Genomic DNA, 19,301 nt, shown 5'->3' with positions numbered 1-19,301 from the left:
ATGTTTGAAAGGTTGAGGTACTTATATAAGGAAAATGAACTAACTGAAAAGCAGCTGGATATTGCAGTAAGTAAAGGATGGATAACTGAAGGACAGAAGGCGAAGATTATAGGATAAATATGTAAAACTCTTCAACTACATGGAAATTAATGTTAAAATAGGGAGATAGAATATATATACGTTCTCTAGGTAGGAGGTCAATGGAGGAGAAATGAATCTTGTAAAGATATTCGGAAAAATAGCAAAAAGGTTTTTTGTGCATATAAAAAGCCTAGGACTGGTTACCTCAATACTTATTTTGTTTATATCTATACCACTTGTTATATGGAGGATACATAGTAGCAATGCTGATAATTATTTAGCTGAATTTTTAGGTGTTCTGGTTACAATATATTTTATAGATTTTTTGGCTTCAGAAAGATATAGAAGACAAGAAAGTAAAGTTAAAGATATAGCAATACAGTATATGGAAATGTACTGTGAGAATATGGAAGGACTATTAGAAAGGTTATTAGCAAAGGGTAATATAAGCAAGCCTAATGGAAGAATTAATATTTTAAGTATGAAAAATGGTGAAATAGGTAAAATCATAACTAAAGAGGGCTTTTGGGAATCAGACGTTGAAATTTCAGTAAGTGATATTACCTATACAATCAAGAGAAAAGAATTGTTTGATAAGATTATATATTATGCTAACGAAGGAAGTAATAAAATAATATCACACTATAACAATCAAATAGATGTGGAAATACGGGATCTACTACACCTAATAGAAAGCTCGCCGGAATATTATATATTAATTAATAATTTTGAAACAGCTAATATACCTTTATTAACAGCACACTATATTTGTTCGTTAATAGATATGGTAAAGGGGTTGAGAGTTATTAATGAAAAGAATCACGCTGAACTATAAGGCCTTTTTGTATTCTTAGTTAATACGATTGAGAAATATTAGATAGAATTAGGCGAACTGCTATAAAAATTTAAATGTAAAGTTATCATTTTTTTGTTACCTTGAACCAAATTTATATGGATGTATTAGCATGTTAATATGTACAAAGAGGATTACTCAGAAATGGGTAGTCCTTTTACTTTACTCAAAACATCTTTAAGGAGGACATAAAATGAAAGATTTTATTATCAAATATTGGATGCAAGTGCTGTTTGGAATTGCATCGGGAGGGTTGGGAGCGGCGTATAAAATATTGTCAAAACGTATACATAGGCAATCATGTGATCAAAAGGCTCTTAAAGAAGGTACACAATCACTTTTAAGAAGTGAAATAATAAGGTGCTATGACATGTATATTGACCGTGGACATATCTCTATACACGGTCTGGAAAGCGTTTTAGCAATGTATGATGCGTACCACAAGCTAGGGGGTAACGGAACAGTTACAAAGCTTGTAGATGAATTAAAAGAATTACCAGTGAAGACTAAAAGACAGATCGTTAAAGGAGATGAGAACTATGCCCCAAGTAAAATTTAAGTATCTTGATGAAACCTCGGTTTATCCAAAATTAATTGTAGCAGTCAACACGCTGTGTGTAGCAAAAGGCAGGGATTGTCTCTGTACATCAGGATTCAGGAGTGTGGAGAAGCAAAAGATTATAGCAAGGCAGGTACTTGCTGACAATCCAGGGAGCAAACAGCGGGCTGACGGCTCTGTGTACAGTAAAAACGGAGAGTGCCTTGCTGCAGCTTATGGTAAAAGTAATCATTGTTACTGCATTGCAATGGATATAGGAGACAGCTGGTTCAAGTCACTTGGAAACGATGAACTGAAGAAATATGGACTTGTTAAGCCGATGAGCTATGAGCCATGGCATGTGCAGTTGATTGAACATAACGGTATAAGTCTGTCCCAAAAGGAAGCAATCAGAAACAGTGTATTGAGAGGAGTGAATATAGGAATGAATATAAAAACATTTCAGAGCATGACAGGACTAAAAGCAGACGGCATTGCTGGCCCTATAACAAAGGCAAAAGCAATGGAAGTATTGATGTGTTGTCAGGATATCTTGGGAAACAATTTTAATACTGCTGAAGAAGTTATAAAGGCTACCCAAACTAAGCCTGAAGAGTGGACACCAAAACTTAAATCAGAGAAGTACTTTGCGGCCTTTGTGATGAACATAGTAAAAAGATTGGGAGGGATGGCATAATGCGAGAGTTTCTATTAAACAATTGGTTTATTATTGTGGTTGGCATTTGTCTAGTTGAATACATAGTCTATTTGGCTGTAAAACGCCGTTGGATAAAATTAAGGGAATTAGCATATAATTTAATTCTTCAAGCTGAAAAAGCCATCACAGGTACAAAAATGGGGCAAGAACGGTTTGGTTTTGTGTTATCTCAATTATACAGTATGATCCCGACTTGGCTTAGATTTTTTATACCTAGAAGTCTACTTGAGCGAAAGCTTCAGGAATGGTTTGACCTGATAAAAGACAGCTTGGATGATGGCAAAGTAAATGGTACAGGGCATTAATTCATTAAACCTTCAGGGTTAACTCCTGGGGGTGACTTTTTATAATAGGGTGTTAACAACTATAGTACTACGATAAATTTCCACGGCATCCCTAACAATAACTTTGGAGGGATTTTATTTTATGAATAGTTTTATTGGATGGATAGGCGGTAAGAAACTTTTAAGGAAGGAGATTGTAAAACGGTTTCCGGATAATTTTGATAGGTATATAGAGGTGTTCGGAGGAGCTGCCTGGGTGTTATTCTACAGCGACAAGCATGCTGAAATGGAAGTATATAATGACTACAACAGTGACCTGGTTAATTTATATCGGTGTATTAAATACCACTGTCAGGAGCTGCAGCGGGAGCTTTCCTGTATGCTTAATTCCAGGGAGCTCTTTGAGGATTTCAAGGCCCAGTATAATATCAGAGGCATGACGGATATACAAAGGGCAGCAAGATTTTTTATGCTTATAAAAACGAGCTATGGTTGTAACGTGAGCTCCTATGGATGTATAAAAAGAGATACTTCAACGTCTGTAGAGTATTTAAACCGGATTCAGGAACGACTGTCTAGGGTAGTTGTCGAAAACAAGGACTTCGAATCATTGATAAAGGTTTATGATAAGCCTTCAGCTCTTTTTTACTTGGACCCGCCTTACTACGGCACCGAAAAGTATTATCAGGCACAGTTTGCCCAGGAGGATCATGAGCGACTCTGTAAAGTACTTAAGAACCTGAAAGGCAAGTTCATATTATCATATAATGATTGTGGATTTGTCCGGGAGCTATACAAGGACTTTATAATAGAAGGTGTTGAAAGGAACCACAACCTTACTTCAAGGTATTCAGATGGAGATAGGCGGTATGGGGAAGTTATAATTAGGAATTATTAATTAGTTGAACTGCCCTCAGTATTTGAGGGCAGTTCAACTAATATCAAAACATATTTAGTTTTGTGATTATAAACATCATTGGCAGTTCATAAAATAGTTCGAACTGCTGAGTTTGCTTTTACTAAACTTGTCCATTGCCTACAACGTCCGGCGGCACTTCCTTTCAAGCGAGCTATAAACTCTCAATTTCAAACTACCTTTTCTGCAGGGTTAGTGCAGCCGTTATGCCAAACCGCTCGTTATCGGCAGTGCTATTCATCCATAGAGTTTGATTTTTTATATCGTTTATGTAGTAACCAATTCCGCTATTTTAGCCGCAACATCTACCATTGATTCTTCAATAGTACTTAAGCCACTTCGCGAGCCAAGTAACGGACTAACTTCACGTAAATTCTCAAAAGTCGTATTATGTACAATAGGGATAAGCAAATCACGAGCTAGCAAAGCTGAAAGTTCTTTATCTGCTATTCCTTCTCCCTCAATACGTTTAAGAAACGAAGGTGTAACCAATACAATACCGACACGAGATTTTGCCAACCCTTTATCAATTTCACGAAGTAAAGATGAACCTAAAGGAACATCCTTTTCACTAAACCAAATAGTTACACCTTTTGATTCAAGTAAATCGTGTAATTCTTTAGCTGCGCCTTTACGGTCATCCCAAGCGTGACAAAGAAAAACATCTCGTAAATCTGGTAATTTCGAACGCTTCTCAACATTTTCACGCACAGGGGTAAGTGTTCGAATTTCCGCAGGAGTATATAAAATAGTAGAACCAACTGAAGACCAACGTGCTTTAGTCTTAGTTTGTCCGCCATAACTACTACGACTTGTAGAAATGTTTGATGATGAAGAATACGGTGATGATGAAGAATACGGTCCAGAATATGATGGATAAGGGTTGTAACCTCCATAACGACCTCCCCCTCCACATACTGGGCAGTTTGCCCTTCCACTTGCTGTGCGATGACCGTTAACTGGTGCTGTACATCTTGACATAGTTTTATTCCCCCTATATTTTTTTATTGAAATAATTAATCTATAATAACTGATATAATCCAAAATAAGCACATAGAGCCACACATCCCACGTTTCAAAATATAAATAAACGGTACTCCGGTTCACAGTTGGTAACTTTCAGGTAATGCTCATTGCACAATTTAAAAAGCTTATTTAACCCCTTAAAAAGCTTATTTAACCCCTAGGCTTTTTATAGCTGGGTCTTTCTGAAATATGAGATCAAGTAATCGATTACTCAAAATAAATACATTGCTTTCTCATTGACCAAGATAATTACACGTTATGCAAATTTCGACAATTCCTATTCTACATAAAAATACGAGATTTCTTGTAGTGTAACCCCTAAATCAATTCTTTATATTATGCATCCGTTCTTATTTGCCATTTTTCCCTGAAATGGTTCAAAAGATATATTTGTTTATCAAATTACAAAATTTTTGCGTGGCTACAGTATTTTACGCCATCTATTTCAAGGGGAGTAAATTCAATTTGTTTACCGATTTTTAATCCCTTTTCAATATTTAATATATTATCTTTTAATAATAGATATTTTTCACCGTTTTCACATATAACATATGTTTTATCTTCAAGCAAAAAGTTTATAGTGCCTATTAATATTACGTCGGCCTCGAAAATATCATCTTTATTATCCTTTATTGTAACAAGTCTTGAAATCCACTCACCAGTTAAATAGCTTCTTTCTCGATCAATCTTTTGAGAATTCTTTTCGTAATGTGTAGCTATATTTTGTGAAACACAATATGCATAATCGAGAGAATATACTGTACCCTTTTTTTTAGAAGATGAGTCGACAGTTCTTATTATGCTCTGATTATTATTTTTATCAATGAATTTTTGTAGCTGAAGAGATTTATACAGATATCTAAATTTAAATGTTCCTTTATTTGCACGAAGTCTTTTTTCAATATTGTCTAAAAATTCTTGATCCCTATCGCCATAACGTCCTTTCGTTTCATTACCTGCTTCTGTTAAAGCAGCTATAGCATCTTGTTTATCAATTTTACTTTTATTTTTTGAGTCACATATTTTCATAGCTATATCTGCATAATAAACAAAGTATCTCATAACGCCATTGGATCCAAAGATTAATTGTTCAATAGAATCACCAAACTCATTCGATTCATGCATTTCAAAAATGTTGTTTGCATGTAACTTACAATTTATGGAATAATTCTCCAAATATCGGTCTACTAATTCTATTACTTTATTTCTAAACTTTTTGTAACCATCAATATTATATATGTTTTCTTTTAGAACTATAGGTTGTCCAAACTTAACATTTTTCAACTTATCAGAAGCAGTATGAGGGTAAACAGCAATTTTAATTTCGGATTCTTTTAAAGTTCTAAGTTGGTTCATTAAAATTTCAAAGTACGAATCCCCCTCTTCATTAAAAAACTTTGTAGACAAAGAACCAGCTTCATCAAACAGAAATAATATCCTATCTGTCCCTTCTCTTAAAATCCATTCGTATGCTTTTTCCAGATCAGCAAAACTAACATCTTTGCGTTCAGTAATTTCAACTAATTTTTCATTATGGTAAGAAGCAGATGCTTTAATAAGCTGATGCTCCAATCCACATTTAGTATCCAACTGTTTTAATATTTTCTCCTTATACTGCTCAACATCTAACTTCCGAACTTTTTCTTCAATTTTTGATAGAACACCATAATTAAAGTAGGTACTTGGCAAATTTACTATACCTTTATGTATATTCGCAAAATTCTCTTTATCCGCAAATTTCTTATACATTTTTGAGAGTTCTGAAATAAGCTTTTTAATTATATTTTGATATATTGTACGAGGGTCTTTGCTATCAGAAAAATCACTCAATTTAATATATATAGGAATGATTAAAGGTTCTCCATTTATCATTGATTGCAATAACTGATAATCATAAATAGCATGATTCGCACGTAAATACATTGTCTTGCCAGTTCCCATCTCACCTTTTATGATACTGCTTTCAAAACTAAATGGATCACCTAGTGCATCTAATGGATTAACAAACATTTTTATTACTTCTTCTAAATCAAACTTATCTGCATTTATAGTTTTAAAAGGCCTTTTATTAAATATATCCATTTTTACTCCTTAAATTATCAATAGTTCTAATTTACGTATTATTTCTAACATCCCATTATATGTCCATAATAAATATTTGTAATATTCTTAATATTCTACTATATTTTGTAAAAACCTTCTAATTTATATATTTATTCTAAGAATATTTACCAAAAAATTAGATCGCAATAGTCTAATATAAGTCATTTATATTCCATTTTTTAGCATTATATTATAAAATAAGTAGTAGTAAATAACAGTTTGAAATCTCGGTGCAATGTTAAATAGGAATTTATTGTTCTAAATAAACTGTTGGGGAGATAAATATGCAAAGTATATTAAATAAATTTCGTAGGAACATACGGAGAATGCAAGTTAAGTTGCACTATATTCGTTCTAAATTCGATGTGGTGATACAAGACAAAATGCCACATATAAAAGTAAACGAGAAGAATGAAAAAAGCGTAAAGTGGATATTGAGATTATTAACAATAATCGGTATCGCATCGTCTGTCATTGCTTTTTCAACTTGGTATCATTCAATGCTTTTCTCGATAGCTCTATTTTTTATAGATCAAATTTTTGAACAAATAATCTTTATACATACGATAATGTTGGTTCAGCCTTTGCCCCAAAATTGGGATGGTAACAAATGGACAGGGATGATAATGGCAACTAATGAGCGAGATTTATTTCTTGGGTTTGGTTTTTCTGATAAGTTGGTAGGAAACGATTTTTTTAATACCCTTTTTGCTTGGAATGAAAACGAAAATACAAATGATGATAATATTCAACTAAGTTTAGTACAAGAGGATAAAGAGAACTATTCAGTATATATATATCCAACTGTTCAACGAACATTTATAGAAAGAAACTATAAAGTATACGAAAGAAGTTTTGACAAAAGGAAGAATGCAGGTAAGGAATTAAATGTATTGGTGGCACAAATGTGCTTTTGCAAGGTGTTTCCTATGTCACCTACTTGTGCTTATAATTGCTTAAAAGGGAATAGTCAAAATATCTATGTACAATTGTTCGATACATCGCGTGTAAAGGAAGCTGATCCATTAACATATCATAATGTAATACTTGGAGACCAAAGATCAATTCTATTTAAGAACATATTGGTTTGTAGCCGTAGTAAGTTAGATAAAGAAAAAAATCCAATGGAATATTACTTTGTTCCTAAATACTAAATTCCAATTTTAGTTAAGATTATTTATATAAAACAACTTAAATTAGCTGCATATTTAAAAAGTATGCAGTATTTGTTTACTCGCAAATGTTAGTTCGCATAAGCCTGAAATAGCATGCAAACAAAAAACGAGCCGAAGCCCGTCTTTTGTGTAATCAAGAAATTTTCAAATTTTTGATGTGAATCAAGAAATGATAATAAAATTATACAATATATTACAAAATAATACAATACATATAACTTTATTGAATTTATCAATAGCCAATATATTAGTTGAATATTGTATTTAATTACATTTAATGTTAAATTATATATAAATATATATACGAGGATGATTTTATGATATGTAAAAAATGTGGGAGCCAAAATATTCAAGCTATTGCCAATACTCATGGTAAGATTAAAAAGAGAGGTTGCTTAATGACTCTAGTACATATTTTTCTTACAATTATGACACTTGGTTTATGGATAATAGTTCCACTGATCCGGGGAGGTTCAAAAGGGAAAATTACAACTACTACAGATTTTATATGCATGAATTGCGGGACTAAGCAGTAAGATTTTCTGATATTCCCCTGGCAGATTGTCAGGGGAGGTTGATGTTGAACATTGGTTGGAAAATGATTAACAAAATACAAAATAATGTTTTAAAAAACAATAATCGACAAATAATCCCTTATGGTATAAAATAATATAGGGTGATTTTAATGTTAGAAAGTATTACAAAAAGTATTACTAATGAAATTGTTCAAAGTTTACCTGAATATCAAGATAAGGCCGAACGTATTGAATACGGTCTTTATATGGCTTTGAGTGATACTCCTAAAGTATTAGCCTTGATACTTATCTCTTTGCCCCTTAATCTATTAACACATGTACTGGTAGCCATAGTTACCTTTGGGATGCTTCGAGTTTTTTTAGGAGGAATACATTCAAAAACTCAGATACAATGCATTATTACCTATCCTATTTTCATATATGGTAGCATTTATTTATCTTTAATGTTTAACATTCCGCATATCAATTTGGTAGGCTTTCCTATTGCTATAATTCTATCGTTTATATATGCTCCTGCTGATTTGCCATGCAAACCTGTTCGCTCTAAATATCACAGAAAGAAACTAAGGATTTTCGGACTGACATCATTATTGATACTATTTTCAATATCATTTTTTGTACCTAGTGAATTTAGCAATCTTATTTGTTTGAATTCTTTAATTGTATCCCTGATGTTGACACCAATTGTTTATAAAATAACGGGCAATACGTTGTCTAATCAAGGAGGTGGAAATCATGAAGATAAGACCACATAAAATCAAACTATTCGTTCTTTTAGGGATAACAATGATTAGTTTATTCTTTTCAACTGCTTCAGCAAACGGATGTTGGCTTTGGTCTATGCATCAAAGAAAATGCCCGGAGTCATTAATAAAATAATCAGAAAAAATGCTAAGAATCGGAAAAAGGCTTTATGAGCCTTTTTCAATCTTTAGCATTTGAACGAATTGCATTGCATTTTCATCAAAATTTATATTATTCAATACGTTTTTATATTTTTGAAGGATTTTATCTACTATAGATAGACCATGACCTCTATCAGTACCAGTTTTTGATGAATATCCATCTATTTTTATTTTGTGCATCACAGGAGACTGTTTACAACTATTTTTAATAGTTATGTCTATACTAGTATCAGAACTTATAACCAATACTTCAACCTGTTTCATATCACTTTCGGAGGCAGCTTCGATTGCATTGTCTAGATAAATACCGATAATTTCACACAGGTCGGATATCTTTATATTATCTATTGAGTCAATAACACCAATAGTATTTAATTTAAAATCTACTTCACATTTTTTTGCTCTATCCATCTTTGATGATATTATAGAAAAAAGTCCTGCATTCCTTAAGTTAAATATTGCTGTATTTATATTATTATCACTTGATGACGTTATCTCTTGTAAATAAGAATATGCTTCCTGACTTTTTCCCATCCTCAACATACCCTCGATGACAGACAAATGATTGTTCTGGTCATGCTTGAATCTTCGCAAATCTTGAAGGGAAGTAGACAGTGATTCATTATAAAATGCTTGTTGCTTTTGCTCTTCCATTTTAAGTTCATATTTACTAAACCTAGATATGTATATAAGCGTAGATAAAAAATAAGCAAGCGATGATATCAAAGCAGCAGTAAAAGTAATCGGATTAAAACTTGATACATAGTGGACACCAAAATTTAATGCCATTATTACAAAAGTAAGTAAAAGTAAAAATGCTATTGGATTAAGATTTTTGGCTTTACCAATGTTTTTTATGTAAGGAGTAAAAACTACAATTAGTGTAGTTAACAAGTTTATTAGTATATTAACTAATAAAAAAGTTTTAAAATCCGTTTGGGTATCTTCAACAGTAACTTTAATAATCGTTGGAACCAAAAAGTTTGATATGCCCATGATTAATGATATAAAGCAAAATGATAAAATTACCTGTAACCATTCTGCCTTTAAAAGAAATTTTATAAGCACAACACTTAAGACTAGTAATAAAATTGGTTTTATTAGCTGAATACTCTGTGAGAAGTTAATATATTTAGTCCATAAAGATGATACAGAACCGTTTAAAATACCAAAACTAAAAATAAAACAAATCAATTTTGATTGTGTAATGTTTATAACAAAGGTTGATTTAATAAAATAAAATATTAGCCATGCTGTGACCATAGCGAAAAAAGTATTAACTAATAAAACGCCTACAAACATAAAAAGTCCCTCCAATCTTTTAAATTATTATAGTATTTGGGGCCTATATTACAGTTAACTCCATTAGTTAGTGTCAGAATCTTACTTTTCATATCTAGACAATGAATATATTCGATATTGACAAAAATAGATCTATGACAACGTTTAATTCGGGGATCGTTTATTCTTGCGGCAAGTTCCTCTAACCCTTCATATGTGGAATAAATATCATTTTTAGTATATATATAAGTTTTTGTTTGAATTCGTTCTATATAATAAATATCGTTGATAGAAATAAAAAAAATTTGAGAATTACATTTTATATCTATACACGACCTTAGCCCCTTAGATTGCTCTCTTGATATTTTTACTAGTGTTGTTTCCAATGCTGACCAACCTGGCTTCGTTATAAAATTAAATGCTTTTACGCTAAAAGCCTGTTGCATATATTCCAGGTGACCGGTCATAAATATTATTTCACAATTTATTCCTTCTTCACGTATAAGTTCAGCAATGTGCATTCCAGTTGTGTTTGTTCGAAGATTGATATCAATTATACAGACGTTGACAATACTTTTTTTGACTTTATCAATAAATCTATCTGGTGAATCTGTTACAACAATCAATTCTCCTTCAATATTATTTTTTTCTAAAATACATGGCAGATTCTTTTCATAATCCGAAATAATTTTCGGATCATCTTCTAAAACGGCAATGTTTATCATGTTAACCTCCAGTTACTATCCCCATACAAGGTAATATAAGCACATAAAAAATAGAATTTTATATAATTTTGTAGAAATATATGTATGGAAAAATTTGTACCAATTGTTATAATATTATCGTAACATTTAATTATATACTTTGACAACAATATTTGGTAAATATTTTTATTAAATTACATTACTCTTTCATTAAAACATTCAAAACACAATTTTAATAAAAATTTATTAGGGGAGGTGATAACTTATCAGGAAAATTGCACTGGAAAGGGAGTTAAAAAAAGAGAGTTTACTACACGGCGAAGTATAGGATAAACTCTCTTTTAAGCACACCCCATATCGAGGTATGTGCAAGAAATGTACGAATAGACATACATTTCACATTTAATTTTACTGTAGAATTTTACCTATGTCAAAAACAATTTGGCACATTATTTATGTTATATTTTTGCACATTCCTCCAAATTTAAAATTTAGGAGAGAAAAGTATTATGAATGGCAATCAACAAAATACAGAAGCAATAAAAGCATGGGATGAATATTCATCTGCATATAATGAATTATCCGATAAAATGACAGATAAAGATATCGAAATAATTCATCTTAGAAATGTTGTTAACTCACTAGAAAGATACATGGTTTTATGCCGTGAAATTTGCCCATCCAAACTTTAAAATCGTATTTAATTACTTATTGAGTAATTTAAAAGTTGTCAAATACTCAACAAAATGGGTTAAAACAAATAATTATAAAGTGCAGTAGTATCAAGTGGTTCACAATAAATTGAGTAAAACGCGATTTTACGGCCTTCTAAGCCGTAGGTCTTGGGTTCGAATCCCCATGGGCACGCCACAATTTGTCTAAAAACTCGCTATGTTAGCGAGTTTTTTGGCGTTCTCAGGCTATTTTCAAAGAATATTTTTCGTACTTTTTTTAATTTTAGAAAAATCAAATCACAGGATGTGATTTTGAAAAAAATCATTGGTACAATTTTATACGGGAGTACAGGTATTAAATCAAAAAGCTTTATGTTTTGCAACAACCACTTTTACTTTGAATAATTTAAATTGTCATAAATGTTAGAATGGCGTATTGTGAAGTTCGTGTTATTGTGGCTGTTTATAATATCAAGAAGTCTTTTGATTTCTTTTACCTCGTAATTTTTCATATAGGGCGAAGCCAGTATCTCTAGAATGATTTTAGAAGGATCTACTTTAACTTTTATCCCTTCTGAGGGGAGATTTTCAAGCCCAAAATGAAACCTTTGCCTCACTTTGTCAGCAAGAATGGTTTTATCAGGGTAAGAGGAAACAGAGGTTGAGTCTTTACTTTCCTTATAAAGAATAATTCTGAACTCATTTTCGTAAATAAATTCTTTTCTTTTATTTTTAAAAGGAAGAAGTTCATTATAAATGTAGTCGGTATTGTTTTCCTTGTCAAAATCTATATAGTTTACTTGTGACATAATCATTTTATATCCCTCGGGAATAACCAATGAATTTGCCAGCTTTTCTATAGTAGTATTGACTGCAATTCCAAAGCCAGCTTTTGAATATAATTCCCACATTGCAGCAGATTCGGTATCATTGATATGCCAGCAGCTTATTGCAGCTTTTTTTCTTTTTTCATTGAAAATTTTTTGGAATTCAAGTATTATATCATCTTTGTTTTTGGCAGTGCTGTAATCTTTGAAATTTTCTATCATACTTTGAAAAGTTTGCTTGGGTATTGCACCTTCATATTTATCTTTAAAACTGTCTGCACGTGCAAAATATAACTCGCCGTTAATCAATGTCAGAAATTTTATCAAGTCATAGTATCTCCAGAGTTTTTGATCTTTCACTTTACCCTCCAAAAAACATTTATATATTCATATAATGCCAATAACAGTCATTATAGATACATAAAATATAAGGTACAAATTGAATATTGAGTATGTATTATCAATATACAATTTGTACCTTGCATTATTCTAATCAATGAAGTGGAGTATTTTACTTTAGATTAAAGGTAAAATGTAACAAATTTAATGGTAAAGAAATCACAAACAACGATATCATCGGTTTCAGCCTGCCTTAATACAAGATAGTTAGCACCAACAGCAAGCAATGTGCCGAATTTATCTATAAGCGTTCCTGTTCCGATAAGAAATTCTACCCTAACGGTTTTACCTATCTGTGTTCTTAAGAATCCGTTCATATACTCAATACTTTGAGTTGTCATCGGCTGGGCTTCGGTTGTAGGGGTAATGGGTGCTAATGGATTTAGCTGCTGATTTACAGTTGGAGGTTGTGTCATTGGTTGGTTTTGAGTATTCATAAATGGTATTGTCTGACTAGTCGATGTAGAGCCCATAGCTGTAGAGCCATAAGGGCCGCCTGTAGGTATTCCGGTAGGAAAACTTCCGGGGTTTATCATATTGTTATTCTGCCGGTCGTCAAAATAGCAATCCGGTATGTTGTAATATGGAGTATGTGAGCTTTTCATTTACTTTACTTCCTTTCTTTAAGATTCATTGAAATTTAGGTACGTGCATATTTTTGAGTTGGAATATAGTAACAGTGCTGTTTTATCCTAGTCAAAAACGTTCCGTTTTCACCGGGAGGGAAAAAGGAAGTACAAGAGGGCTTGAACGGATTGAAATACCATAAAGAGTTTACTACAGCACCAAGAGTGTTCCCTGCCATAGCCCAATCGGCTATATCGTAATGTATTTGCAATGGAGTCATATTATATATGTTTTGAGGGTTATATTGACCATTAACGACTTCCATTACACAAGTAAACTGGCGGGGCTGAAAAATAGCAGCTCTGATATTGCCATGAACTAGTCTGTAAAATTCGCCATAAGGGACAGTTACTCGGTTCATAACGACAGAGGCGACCCCTCTCATACCATCGTCTCCTTCGCCTTCAGCTTCACATCGTATTAATCTTGCAAGTAGTTCTCGGTCTGATAATGGCATATTAAATCACCTAAAAATAATTTTCTTAATTCACATTAGTATTATATTAAGATTATGTGATTGGTGTTACATAATATCTAGATATAATTTATTTCAAATCCAGATACTATACTGAAATGTGATATATTTAAAAGAAGTGGTATATATTATGTAAAACAAATACGTTAATTAATTTTATGAAAAAGAGAAAACAAAAGCCGGTTTAATCCGGCTTTAATTTATGCAATTTCTGAAACAAAGTGTTCTATAATTCCTCTGGTAAAATGAGAGGCTGCCTCTTCAATAAATCTGGGGAAGTTAATATTTGCATGCTCATCTGCTTTGTCGGAAATAACACGGAATATAATATAATCTACACCATGTTCGTAACAAACCTGAGCCACAGCTGCACCTTCCATTTCGATGCACTTTAGATTTTCTATTTCTTGTGTAAGGCTTAAAACCTTGCTGCTGTCAGCAATAAATTGGTCGCCACTCGCCACAGTACCTGTTACAATATTTGGAGTAGAGATATTAAACTCTTTTAATATGCTTTCATCTACATCTGTTTTTAAGCAAGTAGATACATAAAACTCAGCAGATTTTTTACCCAGCGACACCATATGAGAGGGAGCAATAAATGTTCCCACACCTAAAAGAGGTATTTCGAATTTGCTGAATCCAGGCAAGGAGCTTGCATCCATGTCATGCTGAACAAGCTTGTCCGCAACAACTATATCGCCAATTTTTAGATTTTTGTCTGCACCTCCGGCAACGCCAGTAAAAAGAACAACATCAACCTTAAAAGTTTCTATAAGTGTAGTAACGGTTGAACCTGCTGCGACCTTGCCGCACTTTGAGAAAACTAGAACAACGTCTTTACCAAATAGTTTACCGATATAATATTCACGCATGGCAATAATTTTTGTTTCGTTTATAAGCATGCTTTCTGCCAACAGCTTTATCTCCTGTTCCATAGCTCCAATTATTCCTATAAGCATAAATAATCCTCCTATTTATAAATTAAAAGGCCTGCAGGCATACAATTTGCCTACAGACCTATTATAATGGAAAAAATATTCAATTTAAACCACCAATTCCACTAATTAACTTTGCAGTACTTCTCCGTTAGTACCTATTGTTACAATACTCCAAGGAAGCATTTTTCCAGAATTAATCAAGGCAGTTTTAACCGCATTTACAATTCCTCCGCAGCAAGGGACTTCCATTCTGAGAACTTTCACACTGTTAATGTTATTATTTGCAATAATTGCTGTAAGTTTCTCGGAATAATCACCTTCGTCCAACTTAGGACATCCTATAAGAGTAATTCTGTTTTTCATAAAATCCTTGTGAATGTTTGCATATGCATATGCTGTACAGTCGGCTGCAATCAGCAGATCACAGTTGTCAAAGTATGGTGCGTTTACCGGAACCAGCTTGATTTGACATGGCCACTGCATAAGCTCTGATACTGCCGGAACTGAAGCTGCGTTTGTTACAGGTTCTGCTGCTGGAGTTTTCTTTATTGCCATGGCTCTTGAACCAGGACATCCCCCATGCATGTGGTGCTGTACCGAGGGAGTTTGTTTAGCAGCTTTCATTGCTATATTCTTTTTGACAAGTTCTTCATCGTAAGCATCTGCTTCACGTTCTTCAATGGTTATTGCATTTGTGGGACACTCGGGCAGGCAATTGCCAAGTCCGTCACAGTAACTGTCGGATATAAGCTTTGCTTTGCCGTTTTCTATAACCAGGGCACCTTCATGACATGCAGTGACACACAGCCCGCATCCGTTGCATTTTTCTTCATCTATCTTTATAATATTTCTCTTCATAATATAATCCTCCATAAATATAGATTTTATTTGATTGCCGTCTAAATGATTATGTAATGATTATAAGGTATAATTATACTATGTTCGGTATCTGGGGATACAAAAGGAGGAAGCTATGATATTAAACAAAGGTGAAATCGAAAATATAACGGAAGTTCTTCTCAATTGTGAGCTGTTTGAGAACTTTAGTAGTGAAAAAATTATATCAATCCTTGAATGCTTCAACCCTAAGATTTATAGCTATAATAAGGGGGATTATATTGTAATGGCAGGGAGTAGATATCATGGGATGGGTATACTTCTTGAGGGTAACGGAGTTGTGACAAAGGAAAATGCGGCAGGGAACCGTGTAATGATGAATCTTATCAAACCGGGAAGTATTTTTGGTGAGGTCATAGCATTTTCCGGTACGGAAAAGTGGCCTTCAAACGTTCAGGCTCAAACCAATTGCCGTGTAATGTTTATAGAAAATGAAATGATATTAAATCAATGCAGTGAAGCTTGTTCTCATCATTCACAGCTTATAAGGAACCTTTTGAAAAGCGTTTCTACAAGAGCAATTATGCTTAACAGAAGAGTAGAATATCTTTCAATGAAAGGAATTAACTCAAAAATTGCAAGCTTTTTACTTGAATACATGGAAAAGGCAGGCAGTAACACTTTTAGACTTCCCGTAAACAGAAATGAAATGGCGGAATTCTTAAATATATCAAGACCTTCCATGTCAAGAGAAATGGGAATAATGAGGGACAAGGGGATTATTGAATTTCATAAGGAAGCAATAAAAATAATTGATGTTGAAAAATTAATACGCATGATTGAAGAATAATTTTTGTATGGAAAATATTGAAATTATAATATTAATATGATATCATTTAGATATCATATTAATATTAATTTACTATTTTTTTAGGGGGTTTGATGATTATGAAAGAGATTGATGGAAAAACTGCTTCGGGAGGTCCCATTCTTCTGTTGTCCATTCTTATTCTTATTTTGAGCGTAGTGACTTTTGGAATAGGAGTAACTAAGACCACTACACTGTTAATTGCACTTAGCGTTGTACTGTTTACGGTATTTATATTTATACTCCCGGGATTTTTTACTATTCAGCCAAATCAAGCCATGGTTTTGATTCTTTTTGGAAAGTATGCGGGAACTATTAAAAAGGAAGGTTGGCACTGGGCTAATCCTTTTTATTCAAAGAAAAAGATTTCATTAAGGTCAAGAAACATAAACGGTGAAAAGATAAAGGTTAACGATGAAATGGGTAATCCTATTGAAATAGCGGCAGTAATCGTGTGGAGAGTTGAAAATACCGCTGAGGCTATATTTGACGTTGATAATTATGTTGACTATGTAAATGTTCAGAGTGAGTCTGCTTTGAGACATTTGGCAGGAATGTATCCATATGACAATACCGAAGATACTCACACAATTTCATTAAGAGGAAGTACTGATGAGGTTGCAGAAGCACTTAAAAACGAACTTCAGCAAAGACTTGGAAAAGCAGGTGTAATTGTAGAAGAAGCAAGGTTGTCTCATTTGGCATATGCACCGGAAATAGCTGCAGCAATGCTTCAAAGACAGCAGGCGGCTGCCATTATTGCAGCAAGACAGAAAATTGTTGAGGGTGCTGTTGGAATGGTTCAGATGGCGCTTAATAAGCTCAGTGAAAATGAAATAGTGGAACTTGACGAAGAAAGAAAAGCTGCAATGGTTAGCAACTTATTAGTGGTATTATGTGGAGAGAAAAATACGCAGCCGGTAATAAACACCGGAACATTGCATAATTAAAAAAGGCGATGGTACTATGGCGGAAAAAAAGACAATTTTGCTTAGGCTCAGTCCTAAAATGTGGGAAGAAATATCGAAGTGGGCTGATGATGAATTTCGCTCTGTAAATGGTCAAATAGAATATATAATCAGTGAAGCACTTCGTAAACGAAATAAATCAGCCTCGAAAAAAGATTCCGACAAGGAAGAAGCTGATGATTGATTAAGTTAAGAAAAGAAAAGGGCTGTTGAATTCTATTTGGTGACAGCTCCTTTTCTTGTGTAATATTTTCTAGATAAACTTTTACATTTGTAATAAACAGTTAAATATTTTATGCTATAATGTAGATTATATTGCAGCAAAATAATAACAATATATATTCTGAAAGGACGTTTAATTTGGATAATGGTAAGAAAATAGGTATTTGCGGAGGCACATTCGATCCTGTGCATGTTGGACATTTGGCAGTTGCTGAGATGGTACGATGCGAATTTGCACTTGATAAGGTATTATTTATACCATCGGGAAAACCGCCTCACAAAGATATTGCTTCAGTAACTGATCCTATTCACAGATTGAATATGGTACAATGTGCAATCAGTACCAATCCAAATTTTGAAGCTGTTTCTATTGAAATAGAACGTCCAGGGTACACGTATACGGTAGATACTCTTAAACAACTGCATGAACTTTATCCTAAGGGGACGGAGTTTTATTATATAATTGGTGCGGATGTTGTAATGGATCTTCTGAAGTGGAAAAGTCCGGAAGAGGTATTTAAACTAACAAGTTTTATAGCACTAATGCGGCCCGGTTTCCATGATGAAGAATTTAAGACCCGATTAAATTATTTAAAGAGTGAATATGGCGTTAATATTATAGGGTATGAAGCGCCCTTGATTGAAATTTCATCAACTTTTATAAGAGATAGAGTAAGAAATGGTAAATCTGTTAAATATTTTATAACCGAGTCCGTTGAGCGCTATATAAAAGAAAATAATTTGTACATTTAAGAGGATGAAAAATGAATTTTAGTGAAATGGATATGCTGCTTAAAAAGTCCCTGAAACCAGGCCGGTACATTCATTCTGTTAATACTATGAAAGTTGCTGTAGAATTGGCTCAACATTATGGTGAGGATGTAGAAAAGGCTAAAGTGGCAGGACTTTTGCATGATTGTGCAAAGAATCTTGAAGATAATGAAATAAAACAGTATTGTATTGAAAATCACATAGAACTTACTCCTATTGAGGAAAAGCAGTTATTCCTCATGCATGGAGCAGTAGGAGCTGTACTGGCAAGGGAAAAGTACGGTGTTGAAGACTCTGATGTATTAAATGCTATTAAGTATCATACTACCGGATTTGCGGAAATGAGTACAATGGATAAAATAATTTTTTTGGCCGATTACATTGAGCCGGGAAGAAATCACAGTGATGTAGAGGAAGCCCGGAATTTGGCATTCATTGATTTGGATCGTGCTTTGATTAGTGCTTTTAACAGTGTAATAAAATACGTTATTAGCCATAATGGCTTAATTCATCCATTTACTATTGAGGCAAGAAACAGTATATTATTATTGAAACAAAAAAACGAGTAAAAA

25 protein-coding genes are annotated in these 19,301 nt (G+C 33.1%); 16 read left to right on the top strand and 9 right to left on the bottom strand.

Annotated elements, in window-relative coordinates; genetic code table 11:
- From K412_RS21630 to K412_RS0102180, 6 genes are all read left to right on the top strand, one after another.
- Nucleotides 1-117 carry an XkdX family protein gene (locus tag K412_RS21630; RefSeq protein ID WP_081741717.1) on the top strand — a complete coding sequence of 39 codons (117 nt, stop codon included), beginning with the start codon at nt 1-3 and terminating at the stop codon, nt 115-117.
- A 94-nt stretch (nt 118-211) separates the two neighbouring features.
- Nucleotides 212-916, top strand: a complete 705-nt coding sequence (locus tag K412_RS0102200) for a hypothetical protein (RefSeq protein ID WP_024831590.1) — start codon at nt 212-214, stop codon at nt 914-916.
- Nucleotides 917-1,127: 211 nt separating this feature from the next.
- Nucleotides 1,128-1,493 (top strand): hypothetical protein, encoded by a 366-nt coding sequence (locus tag K412_RS0102195; protein WP_024831589.1) that lies wholly within the window; start codon nt 1,128-1,130, stop codon nt 1,491-1,493.
- Entirely contained in the window at nt 1,474-2,169 is a 696-nt protein-coding gene (locus K412_RS0102190) for a peptidoglycan-binding protein (protein WP_024831588.1), read from the top strand. Before K412_RS0102195 ends, K412_RS0102190 begins: the two co-directional genes overlap by 20 nt.
- On the top strand, nt 2,169-2,495 hold the full coding sequence (locus K412_RS20295; RefSeq protein WP_034847086.1) for a hypothetical protein: 327 nt from the start codon (nt 2,169-2,171) through the stop codon (nt 2,493-2,495). The genes K412_RS0102190 and K412_RS20295 overlap by 1 nt, the downstream gene beginning before the upstream one ends.
- Before the next feature lie 121 nt (nt 2,496-2,616).
- Nucleotides 2,617-3,372: a DNA adenine methylase gene (locus tag K412_RS0102180; protein ID WP_024831587.1), complete on the top strand. Its 756-nt coding sequence runs from the start codon at nt 2,617-2,619 to the stop codon at nt 3,370-3,372.
- Between the two features lie 285 nt (nt 3,373-3,657).
- Here K412_RS0102180 and K412_RS0102175 read toward each other — a convergent pair whose 3' ends face one another.
- Nucleotides 3,658-4,371 (bottom strand): toll/interleukin-1 receptor domain-containing protein, encoded by a 714-nt coding sequence (locus K412_RS0102175; protein WP_024831586.1) that lies wholly within the window; start codon nt 4,369-4,371, stop codon nt 3,658-3,660.
- Nucleotides 4,372-4,818: 447 nt separating this feature from the next.
- The gene (locus tag K412_RS0102170) at nt 4,819-6,498 is read right to left on the bottom strand and encodes a hypothetical protein (protein WP_024831585.1); all 1,680 of its coding nucleotides are present in this window, start codon (nt 6,496-6,498) and stop codon (nt 4,819-4,821) included.
- A 347-nt stretch (nt 6,499-6,845) separates the two neighbouring features.
- Between K412_RS0102170 and K412_RS0102165 the strand changes: the two genes are divergently transcribed.
- From K412_RS0102165 to K412_RS21625, 4 genes are all read left to right on the top strand, one after another.
- Nucleotides 6,846-7,673, top strand: a complete 828-nt coding sequence (locus K412_RS0102165) for a hypothetical protein (protein ID WP_157833805.1) — start codon at nt 6,846-6,848, stop codon at nt 7,671-7,673.
- Between the two features lie 338 nt (nt 7,674-8,011).
- Entirely contained in the window at nt 8,012-8,230 is a 219-nt protein-coding gene (locus K412_RS0102160; RefSeq protein WP_024831583.1) for a hypothetical protein, read from the top strand.
- A gap of 149 nt (nt 8,231-8,379) precedes the next feature.
- Nucleotides 8,380-8,985: an accessory gene regulator ArgB-like protein gene (locus K412_RS0102150; protein WP_024831582.1), complete on the top strand. Its 606-nt coding sequence runs from the start codon at nt 8,380-8,382 to the stop codon at nt 8,983-8,985.
- Nucleotides 8,966-9,109 carry an AgrD family cyclic lactone autoinducer peptide gene (locus K412_RS21625; protein WP_081741716.1) on the top strand — a complete coding sequence of 48 codons (144 nt, stop codon included), beginning with the start codon at nt 8,966-8,968 and terminating at the stop codon, nt 9,107-9,109. The genes K412_RS0102150 and K412_RS21625 overlap by 20 nt, the downstream gene beginning before the upstream one ends.
- Before the next feature lie 32 nt (nt 9,110-9,141).
- On the opposite strand, the gene K412_RS0102140 is transcribed toward K412_RS21625, so the two are convergent.
- Nucleotides 9,142-10,437 (bottom strand): sensor histidine kinase, encoded by a 1,296-nt coding sequence (locus tag K412_RS0102140; protein ID WP_024831581.1) that lies wholly within the window; start codon nt 10,435-10,437, stop codon nt 9,142-9,144.
- On the bottom strand, nt 10,428-11,141 hold the full coding sequence (locus K412_RS0102135; RefSeq protein ID WP_024831580.1) for a LytR/AlgR family response regulator transcription factor: 714 nt from the start codon (nt 11,139-11,141) through the stop codon (nt 10,428-10,430). Before K412_RS0102135 ends, K412_RS0102140 begins: the two co-directional genes overlap by 10 nt.
- 488 nt (nt 11,142-11,629) lie before the next feature.
- Here K412_RS0102135 and K412_RS0102130 point away from each other — a divergent pair, with 488 nt between their 5' ends.
- A complete protein-coding gene (locus K412_RS0102130; RefSeq protein ID WP_024831579.1) occupies nt 11,630-11,812 on the top strand; it encodes a hypothetical protein in 183 nt (60 codons plus the stop codon).
- A 374-nt stretch (nt 11,813-12,186) separates the two neighbouring features.
- Here K412_RS0102130 and K412_RS0102125 read toward each other — a convergent pair whose 3' ends face one another.
- The 5 genes from K412_RS0102125 to K412_RS0102105 form a co-directional block, all read right to left on the bottom strand.
- The gene (locus K412_RS0102125) at nt 12,187-12,981 is read right to left on the bottom strand and encodes a DUF2971 domain-containing protein (protein WP_024831578.1); all 795 of its coding nucleotides are present in this window, start codon (nt 12,979-12,981) and stop codon (nt 12,187-12,189) included.
- Nucleotides 12,982-13,142: 161 nt separating this feature from the next.
- Complete coding sequence (locus K412_RS0102120; protein ID WP_024831577.1) at nt 13,143-13,625, bottom strand: hypothetical protein; 483 nt, start codon at nt 13,623-13,625, stop codon at nt 13,143-13,145.
- Between the two features lie 35 nt (nt 13,626-13,660).
- Nucleotides 13,661-14,104, bottom strand: a complete 444-nt coding sequence (locus K412_RS0102115) for a cell wall hydrolase (protein ID WP_024831576.1) — start codon at nt 14,102-14,104, stop codon at nt 13,661-13,663.
- 218 nt (nt 14,105-14,322) lie between these two features.
- The gene (locus tag K412_RS0102110; protein ID WP_024831575.1) at nt 14,323-15,084 is read right to left on the bottom strand and encodes a 5'-methylthioadenosine/adenosylhomocysteine nucleosidase; all 762 of its coding nucleotides are present in this window, start codon (nt 15,082-15,084) and stop codon (nt 14,323-14,325) included.
- A gap of 105 nt (nt 15,085-15,189) precedes the next feature.
- Complete coding sequence (locus tag K412_RS0102105) at nt 15,190-15,921, bottom strand: ATP-binding protein (protein WP_024831574.1); 732 nt, start codon at nt 15,919-15,921, stop codon at nt 15,190-15,192.
- Nucleotides 15,922-16,036: 115 nt separating this feature from the next.
- On the opposite strand from K412_RS0102105, the gene K412_RS0102100 reads away from it, so the two are divergent.
- From K412_RS0102100 to yqeK, 5 genes are all read left to right on the top strand, one after another.
- On the top strand, nt 16,037-16,750 hold the full coding sequence (locus K412_RS0102100; RefSeq protein ID WP_024831573.1) for a Crp/Fnr family transcriptional regulator: 714 nt from the start codon (nt 16,037-16,039) through the stop codon (nt 16,748-16,750).
- 98 nt (nt 16,751-16,848) lie between these two features.
- The gene (locus tag K412_RS0102095; protein ID WP_024831572.1) at nt 16,849-17,718 is read left to right on the top strand and encodes an SPFH domain-containing protein; all 870 of its coding nucleotides are present in this window, start codon (nt 16,849-16,851) and stop codon (nt 17,716-17,718) included.
- Nucleotides 17,719-17,734: 16 nt separating this feature from the next.
- Entirely contained in the window at nt 17,735-17,920 is a 186-nt protein-coding gene (locus K412_RS0102090; protein WP_024831571.1) for a type II toxin-antitoxin system antitoxin, read from the top strand.
- 176 nt (nt 17,921-18,096) lie between these two features.
- Complete coding sequence (gene nadD / locus K412_RS0102085; protein ID WP_024831570.1) at nt 18,097-18,711, top strand: nicotinate-nucleotide adenylyltransferase; 615 nt, start codon at nt 18,097-18,099, stop codon at nt 18,709-18,711.
- 11 nt (nt 18,712-18,722) lie between these two features.
- Nucleotides 18,723-19,298 (top strand): bis(5'-nucleosyl)-tetraphosphatase (symmetrical) YqeK, encoded by a 576-nt coding sequence (gene yqeK, locus K412_RS0102080; RefSeq protein WP_024831569.1) that lies wholly within the window; start codon nt 18,723-18,725, stop codon nt 19,296-19,298.
- The last annotated feature ends 3 nt before the right edge of the window (nt 19,299-19,301 follow it).

It is taken from the genome of Ruminiclostridium josui JCM 17888, from assembly GCF_000526495.1.
Lineage (GTDB): Bacteria > Bacillota > Clostridia > Acetivibrionales > DSM-1351 > Ruminiclostridium > Ruminiclostridium josui.
This window is presented reverse-complemented; position numbering and strand designations above follow the sequence as displayed.

Excerpts from the sequence above, each read along its gene's own strand:
- K412_RS0102175 (WP_024831586.1), bottom strand. The coding sequence starts at position 4,371 with ATGTCAAGATGTACAGCACCAGTTAACGGTCATCGCACAGCAAGTGGA.
- K412_RS0102095 (WP_024831572.1), top strand. The coding sequence starts at position 16,849 with ATGAAAGAGATTGATGGAAAAACTGCTTCGGGAGGTCCCATTCTTCTG.
- yqeK (WP_024831569.1), top strand. The coding sequence starts at position 18,723 with ATGAATTTTAGTGAAATGGATATGCTGCTTAAAAAGTCCCTGAAACCA.
- K412_RS0102105 (WP_024831574.1), bottom strand. The coding sequence starts at position 15,921 with ATGAAGAGAAATATTATAAAGATAGATGAAGAAAAATGCAACGGATGC.
- K412_RS0102130 (WP_024831579.1), top strand. The coding sequence starts at position 11,630 with ATGAATGGCAATCAACAAAATACAGAAGCAATAAAAGCATGGGATGAA.
- K412_RS0102140 (WP_024831581.1), bottom strand. The coding sequence starts at position 10,437 with ATGTTTGTAGGCGTTTTATTAGTTAATACTTTTTTCGCTATGGTCACA.
- K412_RS0102135 (WP_024831580.1), bottom strand. The coding sequence starts at position 11,141 with ATGATAAACATTGCCGTTTTAGAAGATGATCCGAAAATTATTTCGGAT.
- K412_RS0102090 (WP_024831571.1), top strand. The coding sequence starts at position 17,735 with ATGGCGGAAAAAAAGACAATTTTGCTTAGGCTCAGTCCTAAAATGTGG.
- K412_RS0102170 (WP_024831585.1), bottom strand. The coding sequence starts at position 6,498 with ATGGATATATTTAATAAAAGGCCTTTTAAAACTATAAATGCAGATAAG.
- K412_RS0102190 (WP_024831588.1), top strand. The coding sequence starts at position 1,474 with ATGCCCCAAGTAAAATTTAAGTATCTTGATGAAACCTCGGTTTATCCA.
- K412_RS21625 (WP_081741716.1), top strand. The coding sequence starts at position 8,966 with ATGAAGATAAGACCACATAAAATCAAACTATTCGTTCTTTTAGGGATA.
- K412_RS0102165 (WP_157833805.1), top strand. The coding sequence starts at position 6,846 with ATGCAAGTTAAGTTGCACTATATTCGTTCTAAATTCGATGTGGTGATA.
- K412_RS0102180 (WP_024831587.1), top strand. The coding sequence starts at position 2,617 with ATGAATAGTTTTATTGGATGGATAGGCGGTAAGAAACTTTTAAGGAAG.
- K412_RS0102115 (WP_024831576.1), bottom strand. The coding sequence starts at position 14,104 with ATGCCATTATCAGACCGAGAACTACTTGCAAGATTAATACGATGTGAA.
- K412_RS0102160 (WP_024831583.1), top strand. The coding sequence starts at position 8,012 with ATGATATGTAAAAAATGTGGGAGCCAAAATATTCAAGCTATTGCCAAT.
- K412_RS0102120 (WP_024831577.1), bottom strand. The coding sequence starts at position 13,625 with ATGAAAAGCTCACATACTCCATATTACAACATACCGGATTGCTATTTT.
- K412_RS0102150 (WP_024831582.1), top strand. The coding sequence starts at position 8,380 with ATGTTAGAAAGTATTACAAAAAGTATTACTAATGAAATTGTTCAAAGT.
- K412_RS20295 (WP_034847086.1), top strand. The coding sequence starts at position 2,169 with ATGCGAGAGTTTCTATTAAACAATTGGTTTATTATTGTGGTTGGCATT.
- K412_RS0102200 (WP_024831590.1), top strand. The coding sequence starts at position 212 with ATGAATCTTGTAAAGATATTCGGAAAAATAGCAAAAAGGTTTTTTGTG.
- K412_RS0102110 (WP_024831575.1), bottom strand. The coding sequence starts at position 15,084 with ATGCTTATAGGAATAATTGGAGCTATGGAACAGGAGATAAAGCTGTTG.
- K412_RS21630 (WP_081741717.1), top strand. The coding sequence starts at position 1 with ATGTTTGAAAGGTTGAGGTACTTATATAAGGAAAATGAACTAACTGAA.
- K412_RS0102100 (WP_024831573.1), top strand. The coding sequence starts at position 16,037 with ATGATATTAAACAAAGGTGAAATCGAAAATATAACGGAAGTTCTTCTC.
- K412_RS0102195 (WP_024831589.1), top strand. The coding sequence starts at position 1,128 with ATGAAAGATTTTATTATCAAATATTGGATGCAAGTGCTGTTTGGAATT.